Source organism: Sphingobacterium sp. UBA5670 (genome assembly GCF_002420705.1).
Classification (GTDB): domain Bacteria; phylum Bacteroidota; class Bacteroidia; order Sphingobacteriales; family Sphingobacteriaceae; genus Sphingobacterium.
Map to the genome: position 1 here is coordinate 170,263 of NZ_DIIM01000016.1, position 16,731 is coordinate 186,993.

The window sequence follows — 16,731 nt, forward strand, 5'->3', positions numbered from 1 at the left end:
TGTTCGCTGTTCATGGCATTTACACAGCCTTTAGCGGTCACTGGTTGATGAAATCGCACACATATAGATCGGTTTCATCTTTATATTTTATACTATTCCTGAATCTGCCAAGGACGCTAATCCCTTATTGTGGAGATCATTCCATGCAGCTTCATTTTTGAGTCAATACATTTAAAAGCCTAGACTATTGCCTTTGTTTTCTTTTTCTTTTTTCTGTCCAGCTGGGGGTGTCGTCGTTGTCGGTTTGGCAGTAGGCGTATTTGTTGTTGTACTTTTTGCTGGAGCAACAGGTTTCGACTGGACCGGAGGTTTCGCCGCAGGTGGATTAACTTGAGTTTGGTTTGCCTGTGGTTTAGGCGTTGTCGTGCCAGAAGGAGTTCCTGTTGTTGGCGCTGGTGCGGTCAACGAAAGCGTAACATCAATTTTGGCACCTAAGCTCGTCAGTCCTTTTTCTATTCCTGGCGATTGTACACTGATGACTGCGGTGGCTGTATCTGTGACATTTGGATCATAGGTCACGGTACCTAGACCAAGGCCGGCGCCAGACAGGGCAAACTTCGCTTCGTTTAATGGAAGACCGACTAAGTTGGGTATTTCTACTTCATTTGCTCCAAGCCCATTTCCCAAAACTAGGTCTATACGTGATCCTTTCGGAATCATACGTCCATTGCGGATCGATTGCCCCGCAAATTGAGCGTCTAGTACAATATCTCTTGCGATATCCGCAACATAAGAAGTATCGCCAATTCTGAGGTTATGGTTTTTCAGAATCGCAGTTGCTTCGATCAGTGTTTTGTCTTTTATATTTGGAAATGCAACTTCAGGGGCTACCTGAGTAATAATAGTCAAATAAATCGTGCGGCCCGATTTTACATGGAACCCTTGTTCAGGATCCTGTTCTATGACCAGACCTGGTTTGGCATCCATTTGATAAACGGAATCAATTTGATATTCCAACCCAGCATCCTCCAGCGCTTGAATAGCTGCACTGATATGCAGCCCTTTCACTTTTGGAACGGCAATAGATTCATCATGTTTGGTATATATTTTCAGTCCAACATATACGAAAAGGAATAGACATACTATCGCAATGAGAGCGGCAATAAGATTTTTCCTGAAAGTGGGGGTCTGAAGATATTGTACGACTTTGGACATTTCTCTGTTTGCTAAAAATTAATTCTGCATAGAACCGCAATATTAAAGCCAAGTTTGCAGAATGATTAAATAAAATTATTCCTCACAAAATTATTCGTTTTTCCGTGTATAGCAAATTATATTTGCTATTCGAATCGCTAAAATTTATGAAAGCAAAAATAGCATTAATAACTGGAGGTTATACAGGGGAGGCAGAAGTTTCTTTTAAAAGTTCTGCCTTTGTGAATTCTCAGCTTGATCACGACAAATATGATGTGTATCTAATTACAGTGAGCAAAGAAGCATGGTACTATGAAGATTTAGATGGTAACCGTCACCCGATTTCAAAAGCAGATTTTACGCTTCCATTGAACGGGGAAACCCTGACCTTTGACTTGGCATTTATTATGGTGCATGGTGTACCTGGAGAAGATGGAAGACTTCAGAGCTATTTTGATTTGCTAGATATTCCTTATACATCTTGTGATGCCCTGACTTCCGCGCTGACGATGAATAAAGGGTATACAAAAGCGATATTAACGGATATCCCAGAACTGCATTTAGCAAAATCCGTCTTATTATTTGAATCGCAGCGTTCTGAGGCGATCAAAATCGTCGAAAGTAATCTTTCCCTGCCTTACTTTGTGAAACCTAATGCAGGTGGAAGTAGTATCGGAATGACCAAGGTGAAGGAATCTACGCAGCTGCAAGAAGCGATCGATAAAGCGTTCGATGCAGAAAATACAGGGAAACAGGTTATTGTCGAAGAGTTTGTGACCGGACGTGAGTTTTCGGAAGGAATTTTTCGCAATTCGAAAGGGGAGCTGGTTGTTTTACCTGCTACGGAAGTACGGACTACACGTGAGTTTTTTGATTACGAAGCGAAATATGTACCCGGATTGACCGAAGAGATTACTCCGGCAGAGCTGACTATTGAACAGCAGGAGCGTGCTGCACGTATTTTGAGAGAGATCTATGTCAGATTGAATTGCAAAGGGATGGTCCGTGTAGATTTCTTTTTGGAAAACGATACCGATAAATTTTATTTTATCGAAATCAATACTATTCCCGGGCAGACTCCACAAAGCTTTATCCCGCAGCAAGTAAGGGCTTTTGGAATGAAAGAAGGCGATTTCTATGGCGAGTTAATCGAAACAGCCTTGCAATCGAAATAGTATTGTCCTATTTTAATGGCCCTGAAACGAGGGTGCTTGCGGCTGTAGCGGATAAAAATATGCAGCGATACTCAAAGATAACAAAAGACGGCTTTCAAAAATTGAAAGCCGTCTTTGTATTTTTTTATTTTCTGAAATCAAACTTAGATAGGTCAGGTTTAAACTTTTTCACCCTTTTTAGCTCTTCGTGATAGATTACCTGCCCGATATTTTTTAAAAATGGGTAGGTTACCGTTTCGTATTCGTATAGTCCATCGTTGTAGATGCCATTTTCATTGGACTGCACAACAACGGCGAGCATAAATTCTACCCCATGTTCGAAGTCAACAATATAGGCATTGTCAATATTATAGCCATAAGAATCGCCATACTTGTTGAAGATCCGGATGTTGGGATTTAAGGTTGCATTTTTTTCGCGACCATATAAAAGGAGCTTGCTATACGTTGGCCAGAATTCTGTTGAGTCATATTTCGGGAAATCCGATTCAAAGGGGTAGCGCGACATATAGTCATAGAGCAGGGCATAATCCTCTTTTTTTAGATTAAATCTATCTTTAGGCTGAAACACTTCAGGAAATAACAATTTCTTCAGGATGAGCTGTTGATCTTGAAGCGCGTAGACATTTAATCCTTCAAAACTCCAGGGTTCATGGACTAGCTCATCTTTGTCATTCATATAGCCCTTTCCTTGAAGGGTATTCGACAGCTCTATAGCATAGTCTTTGGGATCGAACTGTGCTTCTTGTTTATAAATAATATCCTTCCCATTGTAAAAGGTGATCGGGTTGGTATGTTTGGCCCAGATGCCCTTGTCACCTATAGCGAGGCGGTTGACGATCCGGCTGTATTGAGTGCCGTATTTTTTAAGTTTTGCATTGAGCTCAGCACGGCCAATAAATTCAAAGAGCCTATTCTGGGCATCGTTGTCGCTGGTCAATAGGATTTTTTTTACATATTGCGCTACGGAAGGAAGACCATTGGCAGCAGATTCGTCCACGGATACCCTTGTCTGTTTCTCGAAGGCAGAATCAATGCGTAGCGGACTGTCTTTGCTGAGACCGGCAATCTTTAGGTCATTTATTTTTTCCAGTGCTAGAATTGCTGTCGGAAGTTTTACGGTACTTGCCGGATAAAAATACCAATGTGGATTAAGGCGATAGCTATAGGTTTTAAAATGCGGTATGTTGGATTTATCACGATCAATCTGTGTGTAAAGGATCTGTACCTCGTTTTTAGTCGGATGACTTAATATCTTCTGAAATAGATCCGGATGGCTTTGGAGCAGCTTTTCCAAGTATATGGTGTCAACCTTTTGAGCGTATGCATCTGACATGAATAAGATAAAAATGAGGGTTAGAAATTTGTGTATGTGCCTAATCATTTCGTGTTTTAAATTTTCAAGACAGGTAAATCAAAAGAAAGCTTAATTAAATTTAAGTCTCAGGCTTGTGTAGCCTTATCGGTTAAATTCTTCTATGGCTTTTAAGAGCTGGTCTTTCAATAGCAGCTTCTTTGCTTTTTCATTTTCCTGAACATAAGGCTCTAGGGTCTCTTTTTTTAGTGGTAAAATTTCATTCGCCTTTTCCATCTTGAAATGCGATATCGCGGGCTGATTGATATCAGCGGTCATGCTATAGCGACGGATTCGTCTTTCATAACTAACGGTGTCCACCAAAAATAACCAGCAGCTATCTTGTGGAATGCCTTTAATTTTCTTATTCCAATAATCTATCCGATAAATTTCTTTTGTTTGATCTGGTGTTACGGTGTATTTTTTGCCTTTTTCCCGCCAGGATATCTCACTGGGCTTGGTTGCCGTTCTCAATTTTATTTTGGTTTTTGAAACGACAGTGCTGTCATTTTTTAAAACGATATAAAATTTGTACCTACTGCTGATCGGTTCGCGTTCGAAAGAATAGAGCATCGGAGCATACGACCCTGGTATCGTAATATTTCCTCCAGGTGTACGCATGGTGTAGGGGTGACGGAATTGCGCAGAAACTTGCGATAGATTACCTAGCATAACAAGCCCGAAACATAACATAGACAATACATAACTGGACGTACCGGAGCATGTATGCAACTTGTTTTTAATACACATGGATCTATTTTCTTGTATAAACCTCAAAGGTATAAGCAAATGCATGTTTCTCATCGGCCTGATGTGAATCTGAAGAAGCTAATTCCCATTCTTCGGCGGGTAATTCAGGAAAGAAAGCATCACCTTTGATGTTTGTATGCACCCGTGTTAAAAGCACTTTGTTCGCTAGTGAAAGGGCCTGTTGATAGATGTTTGCGCCGCCAATAATAAATACCTCACGTTCGTCACGGCAATATAAAAGTGCCTCCTGGATACTATTGGCGACATCAATATCTTCGCCCTGAAAATTCGCGTTGCGTGTGATGACAATATTCCTTCTGTCCGGCAATGCTTTGCCTATGGCTTCAAAGGTTTTTCTACCCATCAGAACCGAGTGTTCAATGGTATTTTTTTTGAAATATTTAAAATCGTTGGGTAAATGCCAGGGCATCTGGTTTTCGATGCCAATCGCATTGTTTTCCGAAGCAGCTACGATTAACGTGATTGTTGGATTACTCATTTATGATAGGGTGATTAGTCGTTCTCTGAAATAATGTGATTGCAAAATTGTCAGCCTTGATTACTAAACGGCAACCGGCGCTTTGATATGCGGGTGTGATTCGTAATTTAACAATTCAAAATCTTCGAATTTGAAATCAAAAATATCTTTCACGTCAGGATTAATTTTTAGTTGTGGTAGGGGTTTTGGATCCCGGCTCAACTGTAGCTCTGTTTGCTCAAAATGATTGCTATAAATATGTGCGTCGCCCAGGGTATGAATAAATTCTGCCGCTTCCATATCACACACTTGGGCAACCATCATGGTCAGAAGGGCGTATGAAGCAATGTTGAAAGGTACCCCCAAGAATATATCTGCGCTACGCTGATAGAGTTGACAGGACAATTGTGGCTTTAAAATTCCTTTTTCAGGTTGTGCCGGAGCGACATAAAATTGAAAAAAAGCATGGCAGGGCGGTAATGCCATATGCTCTATTTCGGCGACATTCCATGCTGATACAATAATACGACGGGAATCCGGAGAATTTTTGAGCTGGTTGATAACCTGTGCAATCTGATCAATATGACGGCCGTCAGGTGTCGGCCAAGAGCGCCATTGTGATCCATATACAGGACCTAAATTTCCTTGTTCGTCAGCCCACTCGTCCCAAATGCTTACACCATTTTCTTTGAGATACTGAATATTGGTTTCACCTTTAAGAAACCAGATCAACTCATGGATAATGGATCGAAGGTGTAACTTCTTCGTCGTTACCAAAGGGAAACCTTCCTGAAGGTTGAAACGCATCTGATATCCAAAGACACTTTTGGTGCCCGTGCCTGTACGATCTGTCTTAACAACACCATTCGTATATACATGTCTGAGTAAATCTAAATATTGTTTCATCTGTAAAAAAGTAATTATTAAATACTAAATATCAATGCTATCATCGAACTGTAATGGATCGAATAGCGCTATTTTATATGTTTGATTCTCAATCGGAGGGTATTTGAATACATGATGTTCGAATTGATTTCTTCAGCCATTAATAAGCTACTGATGCATTCAACCTTTCAAGATATTCAAAACTAAGGAAAATCCTTATAACGAGAAAGTCAAAACTTAAAATGATAAGAGGGGTTACTGAAAAAAAATGTAATTTTGCAAAATATTATGGAGAATAAAAAAGTAGCTTTTTATACACTTGGATGTAAACTGAATTATTCGGAGACATCATCCATTGGTCGTTTATTTAAAGATGCGGGCTATGATACTACTGCGTTCAATAGCCGTGCAGACGTTTATGTAATCAATACATGTTCGGTAACGGATAATGCAGACAAGAAGTGTAGAAAAGTAGTGAAGGAAGCTTTAAAGCACTCTCCCAATGCTTATATTACGATTGTTGGCTGTTATGCGCAGCTAAAACCAAAAGAAATTGCAGAGATTCCCGGAGTGGATATGGTCTTAGGTGCAGCTGAAAAGTTTAATATTATTGAGCATATCAATGATTTGACGAAACAGGAAAAAACGATTGTTTATAATGGTCCAATCGATGAGACCAATCAATTTGTCTCGGCCTATTCGATTGGTGACCGTACCCGTACCTTCCTAAAAGTACAGGACGGATGTGATTATTCATGTACATTTTGTACGATTCCTTTGGCACGTGGTGGAAGCCGCTCGGGTAAGATCGAAGATATTGTGCGTCAAGCGGAAGAAATTGCAGCATCAGGCGTCAAAGAAATTGTTTTGACAGGCGTAAACATTGGCGATTTTGGTATTCGGGATGGCAAGCGTGAAGACCGATTCTTGGATTTGGTACGGGCATTGGATGAAGTCGAAGGAATTGATAGAATTCGTATCTCCTCGATAGAACCTAATCTTCTTTCCAATGATATTATAGAGTTTGTGGCACAATCAAAACGTTTTGTTCCGCATTTCCATATGCCATTGCAGTCTGGAAGCAATAAAATTCTAAGTTTAATGCGCAGAAGGTACAAAAGAGAGCTTTACACCGAGCGCGTTGCATTTATCAAATCTTTAATGCCTAATTGCTGTATTGGTGTTGACGTTATTGTAGGGTTTCCGGGAGAGACTCGTGAGGACTTTATCGATACCTATAATTTCTTGAATGATATGGATATTTCTTACCTGCATGTCTTTACCTATTCAGAAAGAGAGAATACCATTGCTGCTCAAATGGAAGGTGCTGTACCGGGAGCGCAACGTAGTGACCGTAGCAAAATGTTGCATATCCTTTCGGAGAAGAAGCGCCGTGCTTTTTATGAGTCACAGCTTGGTGAGACTGGTGACGTTTTGTTTGAGGCTGACGAGAAAGACGGTTATATGCATGGTTTTTCTAAAAACTATGTCAAAGTACGGACCTTATACGATCCATTATTGGTGAATGAGGTGGTACCGGTAAAATTTATGGAAGTAACGGACTCTTGTGAAGTGGAGGTGGAAGAAATTCCAGAGACATTGGCACATTAGTCCACTAAAGATTTATAACATAAAAAAAGGCAATCTTCTCTAATAGGATTGCCTTTTTTCGTTAAAGGGAATTCCATAATTCCACCATTGATTGCAGTGTATCTCTGCTCAGGTTGACGGCCGAAATCTGACCGGAAGTTGCTCGGTCCTCCTAATGCGTACTGCTCTTTGCAGCGTTCAACCAGATAACTGTACCCAAGATCAAAAGTACCCCGAGCCATTGTATCGTGGATACATTTTCATGAAGTATAAAAAATGACATACAGGTTGCTACTGGTAGCTCCGCCGAACTCAATATTCCGCCTAAGGAGAAGCCCGTTTTAGGTAAGCCATAGGCAAACAATAAAGGCGGGATGACGGTGCCAAATAGCGAAAGGATCAAGCCGAAATAGAGGAAGTTATCATCAAATTGACCATTCCATAAATAAGCAGGCGGAAATAAGGTAAAGACCATGATACAGGCCCCCGTTACCATAATAGCGCTTTTTTGAATGGGGTGATAGTCATTGCCGACACGGCCATTCACGATCATGAAGACCGAATAGGCGGTCGCCGCTAAAAGACCAAATAAGACACCTGTTAAGTTGAGGTGTTGTAAGCCTTTTTCAATAAGCCCAGTCGCTAATAATGTTGCAATGAGTACAATGCCGATGCCAATCAGGTTGTTTTTTGAAGGCTTTGCCTTGAAAAAGATAAATTCAATCAGCACACCGATCCAGATATACTGCATCAACAGTACAATGGCCAACGAAGCCGGAACAAGTTGTACACATTTGTAATAGAGGATACTCACCAAACCAGTCGAAGTACCACTGATTAATATCTTGATCCATGAAGATTTCTTGCTTGAAGAGTGAAACGACTTTGCCGAAAAAAGTTTGATGACAATATAGATAAGCCAAAGGATAAGCATGCCAAACAATACCTGAATTCCCGTTACCTCTCCTAAAGTCAACCCTTTGCCATAGGCTTTTTTAACAAACGTTGATAGTATCCCAAAACTACTCGCACCTAAAAAGACAGCTAATGCACCTTTTAATTTTTCCATTCTCAAATAAATTAGGCGTCAAAGTTACGATTTCTGAACAATTCTTTTTCTTATCTGACGTTCTTATCAAGAAAAGCAATTCTTGTGTGGCAAGCTTAATCGCAGGTGTAAAATGAGCCTGAGAGCTAAAAGTTCTCATTGTCGGGAGGTTTAGTGTTACCCCGTAGAATGTTGCTAGAGGCGGTTTCTTACCTAAGGTCATCGGAGTAAATTGTTTTTTAGCAGCAGGCAAATTTATTGCATATCAACAGCAATTTAATTAAGTTTGTTATGCAAGTAAGTTTGTTAAGCAAGAACGTAAATCGAACAGCATGGGTGTCAGATCTTATTTTATCTTCTTTTTAGGTGCAGTTCTATTTTTGAGCAGTTGTTCAACGAAGAAAAAGGTACTCAGCTCCAAGGCACATTCCTCCAATGGTTCTGTTTTGACCGACGCGAGTTCAGCGCGCGGAAAAACCTTTTCCGGATCACGGCTTGACAATTATGCCGATTTACTCAATGTGAGTACCAAAAAACTAAATCCGCACCTTTATTCATTTATCGACGATTGGATGGGAATACCGCATCGTATGGGGGGACAGACCAAATCGGGAGTCGATTGTTCGGGATTTGTTAATTTGCTCTATATCGAAGTATACAAAGGGAATTTGCCGCGGACTTCACGTGACATGGAAGGGATAGTAAAAAGAAAAAAGGTCGATAAACTGGAAGAGGGAGATCTCGTTTTCTTTTCTTTCGGTCGAAATGGGATAGATCATGTGGGGGTATATCTTCATAATAATAAGTTTGTTCATGTTTCAACTCGCAAAGGCGTTATTATCTCTGATCTTTCCGATAGCTGGTATGCTAAGACCTTCGTCGACGCAGGCTCTCCAAATATCTAAATACGTGAATTTCATGTAGGTTTTATGTCATATCTTGATATAAACTTTTATACCCTATATAAATCCTTATTTTTGTCAAAATTTTATAGAAATGACAATAAAGAGTAAGAAGATTTTTTTGGGCCTTTGTATTATTGTGCCGTTTTTGATGTATTGTGTTTATTACTATAGTAATATGATCAAAAATGCCCCTTTTCGTTTTGCTGATTTTGAATCCATAGAATTCAAATACGGTGAGCCGAACCACATGGTCAACGAATATAATTCTAAAACGCGTATCTATAAATATTTAGACAAAAAAGATTCTTTAATTACCGATACTGTAAAATTTACCAAAGACGATCTATTGTACCTTCATCGCAAAGCAATGGAGCTAGGCTTTTGGAACTTGGATACAGATATGACAGGCCCCGAATGGCAGCAGGATTCGACAAATTCTAAAGTTCCACGTTTTTATCTAGAGTTCAACTATAAAGATAAATCTAAACATGTAACTGTAGATGCCGATTTCGCAGGTAATCCTCGTATGCATGACGCCGCAAAATCAATGATTGATGAAATTAACCGCATGCTAGCAACTGCACAAGCACGATAATTAAAAAATAAACCTAACGGTAAAGGAGAAACCAAGCAATTGGTTTCTCTTTTTTTATATCTACTCTTTTTCCTCGAAGCATTTATTCAAGACTGCAGGGGAAGAACAAAGATCATTTTACTAATACCTTCCGCTATAATAGGTACTTTATAGGCAGCTAATAGGGACCTGATAGGGACCTCATTCGGATGAAAGCGTATAAAATACGAATAATATCCCTATTATTTTAGTATTAAATGTGTGTTAATTAGTAAGTTGGTTTGGTGATATACCCTTTATTTCTTGATGAATTCTTGATATTCTCTTTATACTCGTTTAACCTGAATCGAATATTTTAGCGCCAAAACAAAATTTCATATGAAAGCATTTTTGGCATTAGCAATTTCCTTGGCATGTGTAAACGTCGTGCAGGCGCAAGATTTTGCAAAAGGAAAAGTTTATCTGGACGTAAACAAAAACGGAAAATTAGATAAAAATGAAAAAGGTATTGCGTCTGTTTCTGTTAGTAACGGACGTGAGGTGACAAGCACAGATAAGGATGGTAATTATCAATTGCCCATTGGGAATGACAATATCATTTTCGTCGTTAAACCGGCAGGTTATGCCTTGCCTTTGGATGAAAACAATCATCCAAAATTCTATTATATCCATAAATTGAACGGCAGTCCAGTTTCAAAATACCCTGCCGTCGCTGCCACAGGGAAGATTCCCGCTGCGGTAAATTTTGCTTTGTATCAGCAAGAAGAGGATCCAAACTTTTCAGCCTTTGTTTTCGGTGATCCACAGGCTTACACGGAGGAAGAACTCACCTATTTCAAAAACGGGGTGATCAATGAAATTTCGGATAAGACAGTTGCAAAATTTGGCATCAGCTTAGGCGACTTGGTGGGCGACGATCTTTCACTTCAGCCAAAATATAAGTCAGTGATTTCTACCATGGGCTTACCATGGTATAACGTCATGGGAAACCACGATATGAATTATGATGCAAAAGTGGATAGTCTTTCCGATGAATCGTTCGAGAAGACATTTGGCCCCAATAATTATGCCTTCAATTATGGAAATACCCATTTTATCATTCTTGATAATATCATTTATCCCAATCCGCGGACAGGAAAAGGTTATTTAGGCGGGTTCCGTAAAGATCAGCTTGATTTTGTGGAAAATGACTTAAAAAACGTTGCTAAAGATAAATTGATTGTGTTGGCATTCCATATTCCTTTATATCATCAAAACTCGGATGTCTTTCGTAACGAAGATAGACAACGTCTTTTCGATATTTTGGCTCCATTTAACCATACCTTGTCTTTATCCGCGCATACCCACTTTCAGCGCCAGTATTTTTATGGACAAAAGGACGGATGGAAACAGGAAAAGCCACATCATGAATACAATGTAGGAACGACATCGGGAGATTGGTATTCGGGAGAGCTGAATGATAAAGGTATTCCCGTTTCTACGATGCGCGACGGTACTCCAAAAGGATACGCCATTTTAAAGATAGCAGGTAACCAATACAGTTTTGATTATAAAGTCGTAGGAAAGCCTGCTACTTATCAGATAGATCTGTATGGTGCTTCAGTTGTGCCAGAAAAGTACACAAAGAGATATCCAATCTACGCTAATTTTTTTATTGGAAAGGAAGGTGATAAGGTAACTTATAGAATCAATCAGGGCGAATGGAAAGAAATGGACTTTGTCAATGAAAACGATCCAGCATTTCTAAATTCTTTGGCGAAGTACGATACAGCAACCGAATTAAAGAATACCCGTAGACCTTCAAACCCTGAAAAATCCAGTCACTTGTGGACGGCTAATTTGCCAAAACTCAAAGCTGGTAAATATCAGGTTGAGGTTCAGGCGGTTGATCTTTTCAATAGAGTGCACCTAGCAACGAAGACTATTGAGGTGAGATAAATAACCATTTGTAGAGTTGTTTTAAGTTTAAAGATAGCTTAAGATGCACTTAACATAACCATCCTATATTTGTGTAGAGTAATTTTTGATTCATAAAGAGTTAGGGTTAATGTGTAGATCTGTTGTGAAACACGTCTGAAAATTTAGTTTGTTTTTAAAGTGAAGGTAATCTCCCCAGATTACCTTTCACTGTTTTTAGCCCTATTCTGTTCATGAAATAATCCAATTTAAATGCTTTCCAAAGGGAACTTTTCTTTTTTTATCCAATTTGTGTCTACAGGGATTTGTCAGACAACCAAGTTAGTGTATCAACCTTAGCTCGGTAGTGGTATTATTTTCTGAAAGTGTCTGGTGCTATTGGTCAGAAAGAACCTTTAGTTTGCTTTTATTGCCGTTGGTGTCTGCGAAGTCATGACGGTTTGTTGCCGGATAACCTGTCGGAAATCATCTGATGCCGGATTTTCAAAGATCTCCAGATCGAAGTATTTTGTGGCGGCAAATAGGTGGTCGAATACGTCTGAAACGATTCCTTCATAATATTCCCAGCGGATATCGTTTACAAAGAAATAGAGTTCAATTGGAACACCATGTTCGGTAGAGGCAAGCTGACGCACCATCAAGGGCATGGTCTTGTGAATATGGAGATTCTGCCGTAGATAGGTGAGGGTATAAGCTCTGAATAGCCCTAGATTAGTCATTTTGCGTCCGTTTATGGGACTCGAATGATCAATCTGCCGCTCCGTATTGAATTCGTCAATTGTTTTGGTACGCTCTTCGATATATGGCCTGAGGATCTGTATATTTTTGAGCCTTTCAATTTCTTCATTTTCCAAAAAACGAATGGTTGAAATTTTGATATTTATTGCCCGCTTTAAACGCCTCCCGCCCGATTGTTGCATGCCCCTGTAATTTTTGAAAGAATCTGAAAGCAAGGTATGTGTCGGTATTGTGGTGATGGTCTTATCAAAGTTCTGTACTTTCACATTATTGAGGTTAATCTTTTTGACCGTTCCATCAGCACCATATTTGGGCATTTCTATCCAGTCTCCCACACGGATGGAATCATTGGCCGAAACCTGTATACTGGCAACAAATCCCAATATAGTATCTTTGAATACCAACATGAGGATTGCGGATGCGGCGCCCAAGGATAATAAGAAGGACCAGGGAGATTTCCCTGTCAGTATAGAGAAACAGATCGTTCCTCCGATAAATAATAGGATAATCTGACAGACCTGTAAATAACTCTCCAGGGGTTTGTCTGCAAAAGATTTTTTCATACGCAGCATATCCCTTAAACTTTTCAGAAGCGAGTGGATAATCAGTAAACTGACGACAGTGGTGGCTATGTCAAGTATTTTATTGCTGTTTTCTTTCCAGGTTGGAAACCCCATAAAGATAATGGGCATGATATATTGTGCCACTAAGATCGGGACAAAATGAGCAATAAGTTTCAGTGTTTTATTGGGGATCAACAGATCATCAAAACGATTTGTGCTACGTCTGATCGCTTTGATCGTTAACAGTAATAATGTTCTTTTGGTGAAATAGTCAATAATGATCAAAAACAAGACAACCAGTAAGAGCAAAACAATGGAGTTAACAAAATGACTGCCCTGATTATCAAGGCCAAGTTGTTTAATCCATTGAAATGTCCAGTTATAGATGTGGGATTGGGAATCTTTGAATAATTCCGTTGCTGTACTTTGCATGCTACAAATATACAAAAAGCCGCAATTAGCGGCTTTTTGTTATTTTGAATTTAGCGGTTCACGCTCATGTTTATGTCTAAAGAATACTGCAAATAAGATCGCGATAACTAACGTATAGATTGCAAATGCAAGCCAGATATCATGCCAGTCTTTCAGCATGAGGTTGCCGCTTAACATGCCGTCAGGTAAGATTGAAATACTCTTTTCCTGTAGAAAATTAAGGAAATGGGTGTTATCAATTGTCGTGTCCAGGTATTGCGCAAGATCTTTGCTATTTTGAAAGCTTTTGGTAAAGTAGTGGTCAATGATCCAACCTGATGCAAAACTGCCTACAACGGCGCCAAAACCATTTGTCATCATCATAAATAAGCCTTGTGCCGAGCTGCGTATACTTGAAGTAGTCGAAGTTTCGACAAACAAGGATCCTGAAATATTAAAGAAATCAAATGCCATACCATAGACGATGCAGGATAATACAATCATCCAAAGTCCACCGGCAGGATCACCAAATGAGAATAAACCAAAGCGCAATACCCAGGCAAACATGGAAATAAGCATGACTTTCTTTATACCAAATCTCTTCAAGAAAAATGGAATAGCAAGAATAAATAAGGTTTCTGATATCTGCGAAATGGACATAATGATCGTCGAGTATTTCACAACGAAAGATTCAGCAAATTTAGGATAGAATTTAAACTCGTCCAAAAATACGTCTCCGTAGGCATTGGTTAATTGGAGGGCGGCACCTAGAAACATGGAAAAAATAAAGAATAAAGCCATTTTATAATTTCCAAAAAGCTTAAACGCTTCCAAGCCCAGTAATTGCGTCCAGGAAGCATTTTCCTGCTGTAATTTCTTTGGCGGACATTTTGGTAAGGTAAACGCATACAGGCTTAAAGCCAATGCTGCGGTTCCTGCAATATAAAATTGATAAGCTGTTGCCTTGTTGCCGGTTAAATTGGTGATCCACATGGCGACGATAAAGCCTATCGTTCCGAAAACCCGGATAGGGGGAAATGCCTTTACAAGATCGTAGTTATTTTCATTCAACGCAGTATACGCAATGGAGTTGGACAGGGCCAAAGTCGGCATATAAAAACACATCGCCGCGAGCATCGCATAAAAAAAGGTGTTTGGATCATTTACCTGCGGTAAATAGAATAAAACACCAGCATAACATAAGTGAAGTATAAAGTACAATCTTTCGGCATTTATCCAACGATCGGCGATAATCCCCATTAAGGTAGGCATAAATAAGGAAGCGATTCCCATGGTCGCAAAAATGGCCCCGAATTGCGTGCCATCCCATTGTTTTGTGCCAAACCAATAGTTTGCTATTGTAATCAACCATGCTCCCCAGACAAAAAACTGGAAGAAGCTCATAATGGTCAACCTTAATTTAATAGACATAAATTGATGTTATTTAAAATTTTTATTTCGCTTTATTGAAAGGAGTTATTTTCTTTTGGAAATCTCATCCCTAATCAGCGCTGCCTGTTCGTAGTTTTCTTCGGTCAATGCTTGATTAAGCGCCTGCTCCAGCTGCTCATCCGTCAGTGAGGAGAACGGATTTTTTGGTGATGATTTTGAAGGCGTTTTTTCTTCGACCTCAACGACACTTGGATCCTGAACTTTGTTGGATTTGTCCAGGTTTTCCAAAAATGCAAACTCATGTCCTTCAATGATAATTCCAGCAGAGGACATAATAAATTCGTAGGCATAAATGGGAGCTTCAAACCGTACAGCCAGGGCCACAGCATCGGATGTGCGGGCATCAATCTCTACAATCTTATTGCCGTCGGAACAGATGATTTTAGCATAAAATATACCTTCAATCAAATTGTAGATCAGTACTTCAATGAGTTTAATACCAAAAGAATCTGCAAAAGATTGAAATAGGTCGTGTGTGAGCGGACGACTAGGAACCATTTTTTCTATCCGGATAGCAATAGCCTGAGCCTCATGGCTGCCGATGATGATGGGCAATCTCCTGTTGCCCTCCACTTCTCCCAATACAAGGGCATAAGCCCCAGATTGTGTTTGACTATAGGATAAACCAACGATATCTAATCTGATTTTCTTCATTTTAATTCCAAAGCGGTCTACAAACTTAGATAAATTTGCTTTTATATGCAATTATAACAAATAAAAACTCCCCATTCATTTTGGATAAATGGGGAGAATATATCGGATGAAAGCTTTAAATACCTTTGTAAGCCTTCAATGCCTGAGTTAATTTCGGAACGACGTCGAAGGCATCGCCTACAATTCCATAATCGGCCACCTTGAAAAACGGCGCTTCTGGATCTTTGTTGATGACAACGATCGTTTTCGAAGAGCTTACTCCGGCCAAATGCTGGATGGCTCCGGAGATACCAATCGCAATATAGAGATTGGGACTCACCACAATACCTGTCTGGCCTACGTGCTCCGAATGTGGGCGCCAGCCTGCATCAGATACGGGTTTTGAACATGCTGTAGCTGCACCAAGGACATCCGCGAGTTCTTCAACGATTCCCCAGTTTTCAGGTCCTTTTAGACCACGGCCTGCAGAGACGACAATCTCGGCTTCCGGTAGGGAGACTTTGTCTGTAGCACGAACGATTTCTTTGACCAAAGTCGTAAAATCATGCTGATCAATATTCGGAGTAAAAGCCTCGACGGCAGCTGTACCGCCAACTTCCTTGGTTTCGTAAGCATTTGGATTTAAAGCAATCACTTTGATGGCAGAGGTAAGCTCTAATGTAGCAAAAGCTTTATTAGAGAATGCCGTTTTCCTAACCGTCAATTTGTCACCGTTGATCGACGGGAGCTCAAGCGCTCCGTCAGCAAGACCCGCTTCTAATTTGGCGGCAATACGCGGAGCGAGTCCTTTGCCCGAGAATGAGTTGGACAGCACCAATAATTTTGAGCCGGTACTTTTGACGGCTTCAGCAATAATGCTTGCATAGGCCTGGTTAACAAAAGAGGCCAGTTGTTCATTATTGACATTTAATATTTTGGAAGCACCGTATTTGCCCAAACCAGCAAGTTCGTCATCAGCAACGTTCCCGATTGAAATGGCAACAAGATCAGTCTGGATGGTATCAGCGACAGATTTTGCGTAAGAAACAACTTCAAAAGCGGATTTTTTGAATTTCCCATCCGTATTTTCTACATATACAAGTATAGACATCGTGTTTTAGCGTTTA

The 16,731-nt window shown here is 40.0% G+C and carries 15 protein-coding genes; 5 read left to right on the forward strand and 10 right to left on the reverse strand.

Annotated elements, in window-relative coordinates; all coding sequences use genetic code 11:
• Positions 1 to 171 precede the first annotated feature (171 nt).
• Complete coding sequence (locus B3C94_RS13610; RefSeq protein WP_293904523.1) at positions 172 to 1,155, reverse strand: PASTA domain-containing protein; 984 nt, start codon at positions 1,153 to 1,155, stop codon at positions 172 to 174.
• 146 nt (positions 1,156 to 1,301) lie between these two features.
• Here B3C94_RS13610 and B3C94_RS13615 point away from each other — a divergent pair, with 146 nt between their 5' ends.
• Positions 1,302 to 2,309: a D-alanine--D-alanine ligase family protein gene (locus B3C94_RS13615; protein ID WP_293904525.1), complete on the forward strand. Its 1,008-nt coding sequence runs from the start codon at positions 1,302 to 1,304 to the stop codon at positions 2,307 to 2,309.
• Positions 2,310 to 2,433: 124 nt separating this feature from the next.
• On the opposite strand, the gene B3C94_RS13620 is transcribed toward B3C94_RS13615, so the two are convergent.
• The 4 genes from B3C94_RS13620 to B3C94_RS13635 form a co-directional block, all read right to left on the reverse strand.
• The gene (locus tag B3C94_RS13620; protein ID WP_293904527.1) at positions 2,434 to 3,642 is read right to left on the reverse strand and encodes a serine hydrolase; all 1,209 of its coding nucleotides are present in this window, start codon (positions 3,640 to 3,642) and stop codon (positions 2,434 to 2,436) included.
• Positions 3,643 to 3,765: 123 nt separating this feature from the next.
• Complete coding sequence (locus B3C94_RS13625) at positions 3,766 to 4,332, reverse strand: hypothetical protein (protein WP_293904529.1); 567 nt, start codon at positions 4,330 to 4,332, stop codon at positions 3,766 to 3,768.
• 82 nt (positions 4,333 to 4,414) lie between these two features.
• The gene (locus B3C94_RS13630; protein WP_293904531.1) at positions 4,415 to 4,909 is read right to left on the reverse strand and encodes a dihydrofolate reductase; all 495 of its coding nucleotides are present in this window, start codon (positions 4,907 to 4,909) and stop codon (positions 4,415 to 4,417) included.
• Between the two features lie 63 nt (positions 4,910 to 4,972).
• Positions 4,973 to 5,794, reverse strand: coding sequence for a thymidylate synthase (locus tag B3C94_RS13635; RefSeq protein WP_293904533.1), 822 nt, complete (start codon positions 5,792 to 5,794; stop codon positions 4,973 to 4,975).
• A gap of 267 nt (positions 5,795 to 6,061) precedes the next feature.
• On the opposite strand from B3C94_RS13635, the gene mtaB reads away from it, so the two are divergent.
• Entirely contained in the window at positions 6,062 to 7,384 is a 1,323-nt protein-coding gene (mtaB, locus tag B3C94_RS13640) for a tRNA (N(6)-L-threonylcarbamoyladenosine(37)-C(2))-methylthiotransferase MtaB (RefSeq protein WP_293904535.1), read from the forward strand.
• A 151-nt stretch (positions 7,385 to 7,535) separates the two neighbouring features.
• On the opposite strand, the gene B3C94_RS13645 is transcribed toward mtaB, so the two are convergent.
• A complete protein-coding gene (locus B3C94_RS13645) occupies positions 7,536 to 8,432 on the reverse strand; it encodes an EamA family transporter (protein WP_293904537.1) in 897 nt (298 codons plus the stop codon).
• A 311-nt stretch (positions 8,433 to 8,743) separates the two neighbouring features.
• Between B3C94_RS13645 and B3C94_RS13650 the strand changes: the two genes are divergently transcribed.
• From B3C94_RS13650 to B3C94_RS13660, 3 genes are all read left to right on the forward strand, one after another.
• Positions 8,744 to 9,316 carry a C40 family peptidase gene (locus B3C94_RS13650; RefSeq protein WP_293904539.1) on the forward strand — a complete coding sequence of 191 codons (573 nt, stop codon included), beginning with the start codon at positions 8,744 to 8,746 and terminating at the stop codon, positions 9,314 to 9,316.
• A gap of 91 nt (positions 9,317 to 9,407) precedes the next feature.
• Complete coding sequence (locus B3C94_RS13655) at positions 9,408 to 9,911, forward strand: hypothetical protein (protein ID WP_293904541.1); 504 nt, start codon at positions 9,408 to 9,410, stop codon at positions 9,909 to 9,911.
• A gap of 357 nt (positions 9,912 to 10,268) precedes the next feature.
• Positions 10,269 to 11,828, forward strand: coding sequence for a calcineurin-like phosphoesterase family protein (locus B3C94_RS13660; RefSeq protein WP_293904543.1), 1,560 nt, complete (start codon positions 10,269 to 10,271; stop codon positions 11,826 to 11,828).
• A 374-nt stretch (positions 11,829 to 12,202) separates the two neighbouring features.
• On the opposite strand, the gene B3C94_RS13665 is transcribed toward B3C94_RS13660, so the two are convergent.
• From B3C94_RS13665 to B3C94_RS13680, 4 genes are all read right to left on the reverse strand, one after another.
• Positions 12,203 to 13,540 carry a mechanosensitive ion channel family protein gene (locus tag B3C94_RS13665; protein ID WP_293904545.1) on the reverse strand — a complete coding sequence of 446 codons (1,338 nt, stop codon included), beginning with the start codon at positions 13,538 to 13,540 and terminating at the stop codon, positions 12,203 to 12,205.
• Positions 13,541 to 13,579: 39 nt separating this feature from the next.
• The gene (locus B3C94_RS13670; RefSeq protein ID WP_293904547.1) at positions 13,580 to 14,950 is read right to left on the reverse strand and encodes a nucleoside permease; all 1,371 of its coding nucleotides are present in this window, start codon (positions 14,948 to 14,950) and stop codon (positions 13,580 to 13,582) included.
• Positions 14,951 to 14,995: 45 nt separating this feature from the next.
• A complete protein-coding gene (locus B3C94_RS13675) occupies positions 14,996 to 15,625 on the reverse strand; it encodes a bifunctional nuclease domain-containing protein (protein ID WP_293904549.1) in 630 nt (209 codons plus the stop codon).
• 115 nt (positions 15,626 to 15,740) lie between these two features.
• Positions 15,741 to 16,715 (reverse strand): electron transfer flavoprotein subunit alpha/FixB family protein, encoded by a 975-nt coding sequence (locus tag B3C94_RS13680; RefSeq protein ID WP_293904551.1) that lies wholly within the window; start codon positions 16,713 to 16,715, stop codon positions 15,741 to 15,743.
• Positions 16,716 to 16,731 lie beyond the last annotated feature (16 nt).

What these genes read in the sequence shown, in the direction of transcription:
- B3C94_RS13610 (WP_293904523.1), bottom strand. Translation starts at nt 1,155, where the DNA reads ATGTCCAAAGTCGTACAATATCTTCAGACCCCCACTTTCAGGAAAAAT.
- B3C94_RS13615 (WP_293904525.1), top strand. Translation starts at nt 1,302, where the DNA reads ATGAAAGCAAAAATAGCATTAATAACTGGAGGTTATACAGGGGAGGCA.
- B3C94_RS13620 (WP_293904527.1), bottom strand. Translation starts at nt 3,642, where the DNA reads ATGTCAGATGCATACGCTCAAAAGGTTGACACCATATACTTGGAAAAG.
- B3C94_RS13625 (WP_293904529.1), bottom strand. Translation starts at nt 4,332, where the DNA reads ATGCTAGGTAATCTATCGCAAGTTTCTGCGCAATTCCGTCACCCCTAC.
- B3C94_RS13630 (WP_293904531.1), bottom strand. Translation starts at nt 4,909, where the DNA reads ATGAGTAATCCAACAATCACGTTAATCGTAGCTGCTTCGGAAAACAAT.
- B3C94_RS13635 (WP_293904533.1), bottom strand. Translation starts at nt 5,794, where the DNA reads ATGAAACAATATTTAGATTTACTCAGACATGTATATACGAATGGTGTT.
- mtaB (WP_293904535.1), top strand. Translation starts at nt 6,062, where the DNA reads ATGGAGAATAAAAAAGTAGCTTTTTATACACTTGGATGTAAACTGAAT.
- B3C94_RS13645 (WP_293904537.1), bottom strand. Translation starts at nt 8,432, where the DNA reads ATGGAAAAATTAAAAGGTGCATTAGCTGTCTTTTTAGGTGCGAGTAGT.
- B3C94_RS13650 (WP_293904539.1), top strand. Translation starts at nt 8,744, where the DNA reads ATGGGTGTCAGATCTTATTTTATCTTCTTTTTAGGTGCAGTTCTATTT.
- B3C94_RS13655 (WP_293904541.1), top strand. Translation starts at nt 9,408, where the DNA reads ATGACAATAAAGAGTAAGAAGATTTTTTTGGGCCTTTGTATTATTGTG.
- B3C94_RS13660 (WP_293904543.1), top strand. Translation starts at nt 10,269, where the DNA reads ATGAAAGCATTTTTGGCATTAGCAATTTCCTTGGCATGTGTAAACGTC.
- B3C94_RS13665 (WP_293904545.1), bottom strand. Translation starts at nt 13,540, where the DNA reads ATGCAAAGTACAGCAACGGAATTATTCAAAGATTCCCAATCCCACATC.
- B3C94_RS13670 (WP_293904547.1), bottom strand. Translation starts at nt 14,950, where the DNA reads ATGTCTATTAAATTAAGGTTGACCATTATGAGCTTCTTCCAGTTTTTT.
- B3C94_RS13675 (WP_293904549.1), bottom strand. Translation starts at nt 15,625, where the DNA reads ATGAAGAAAATCAGATTAGATATCGTTGGTTTATCCTATAGTCAAACA.
- B3C94_RS13680 (WP_293904551.1), bottom strand. Translation starts at nt 16,715, where the DNA reads ATGTCTATACTTGTATATGTAGAAAATACGGATGGGAAATTCAAAAAA.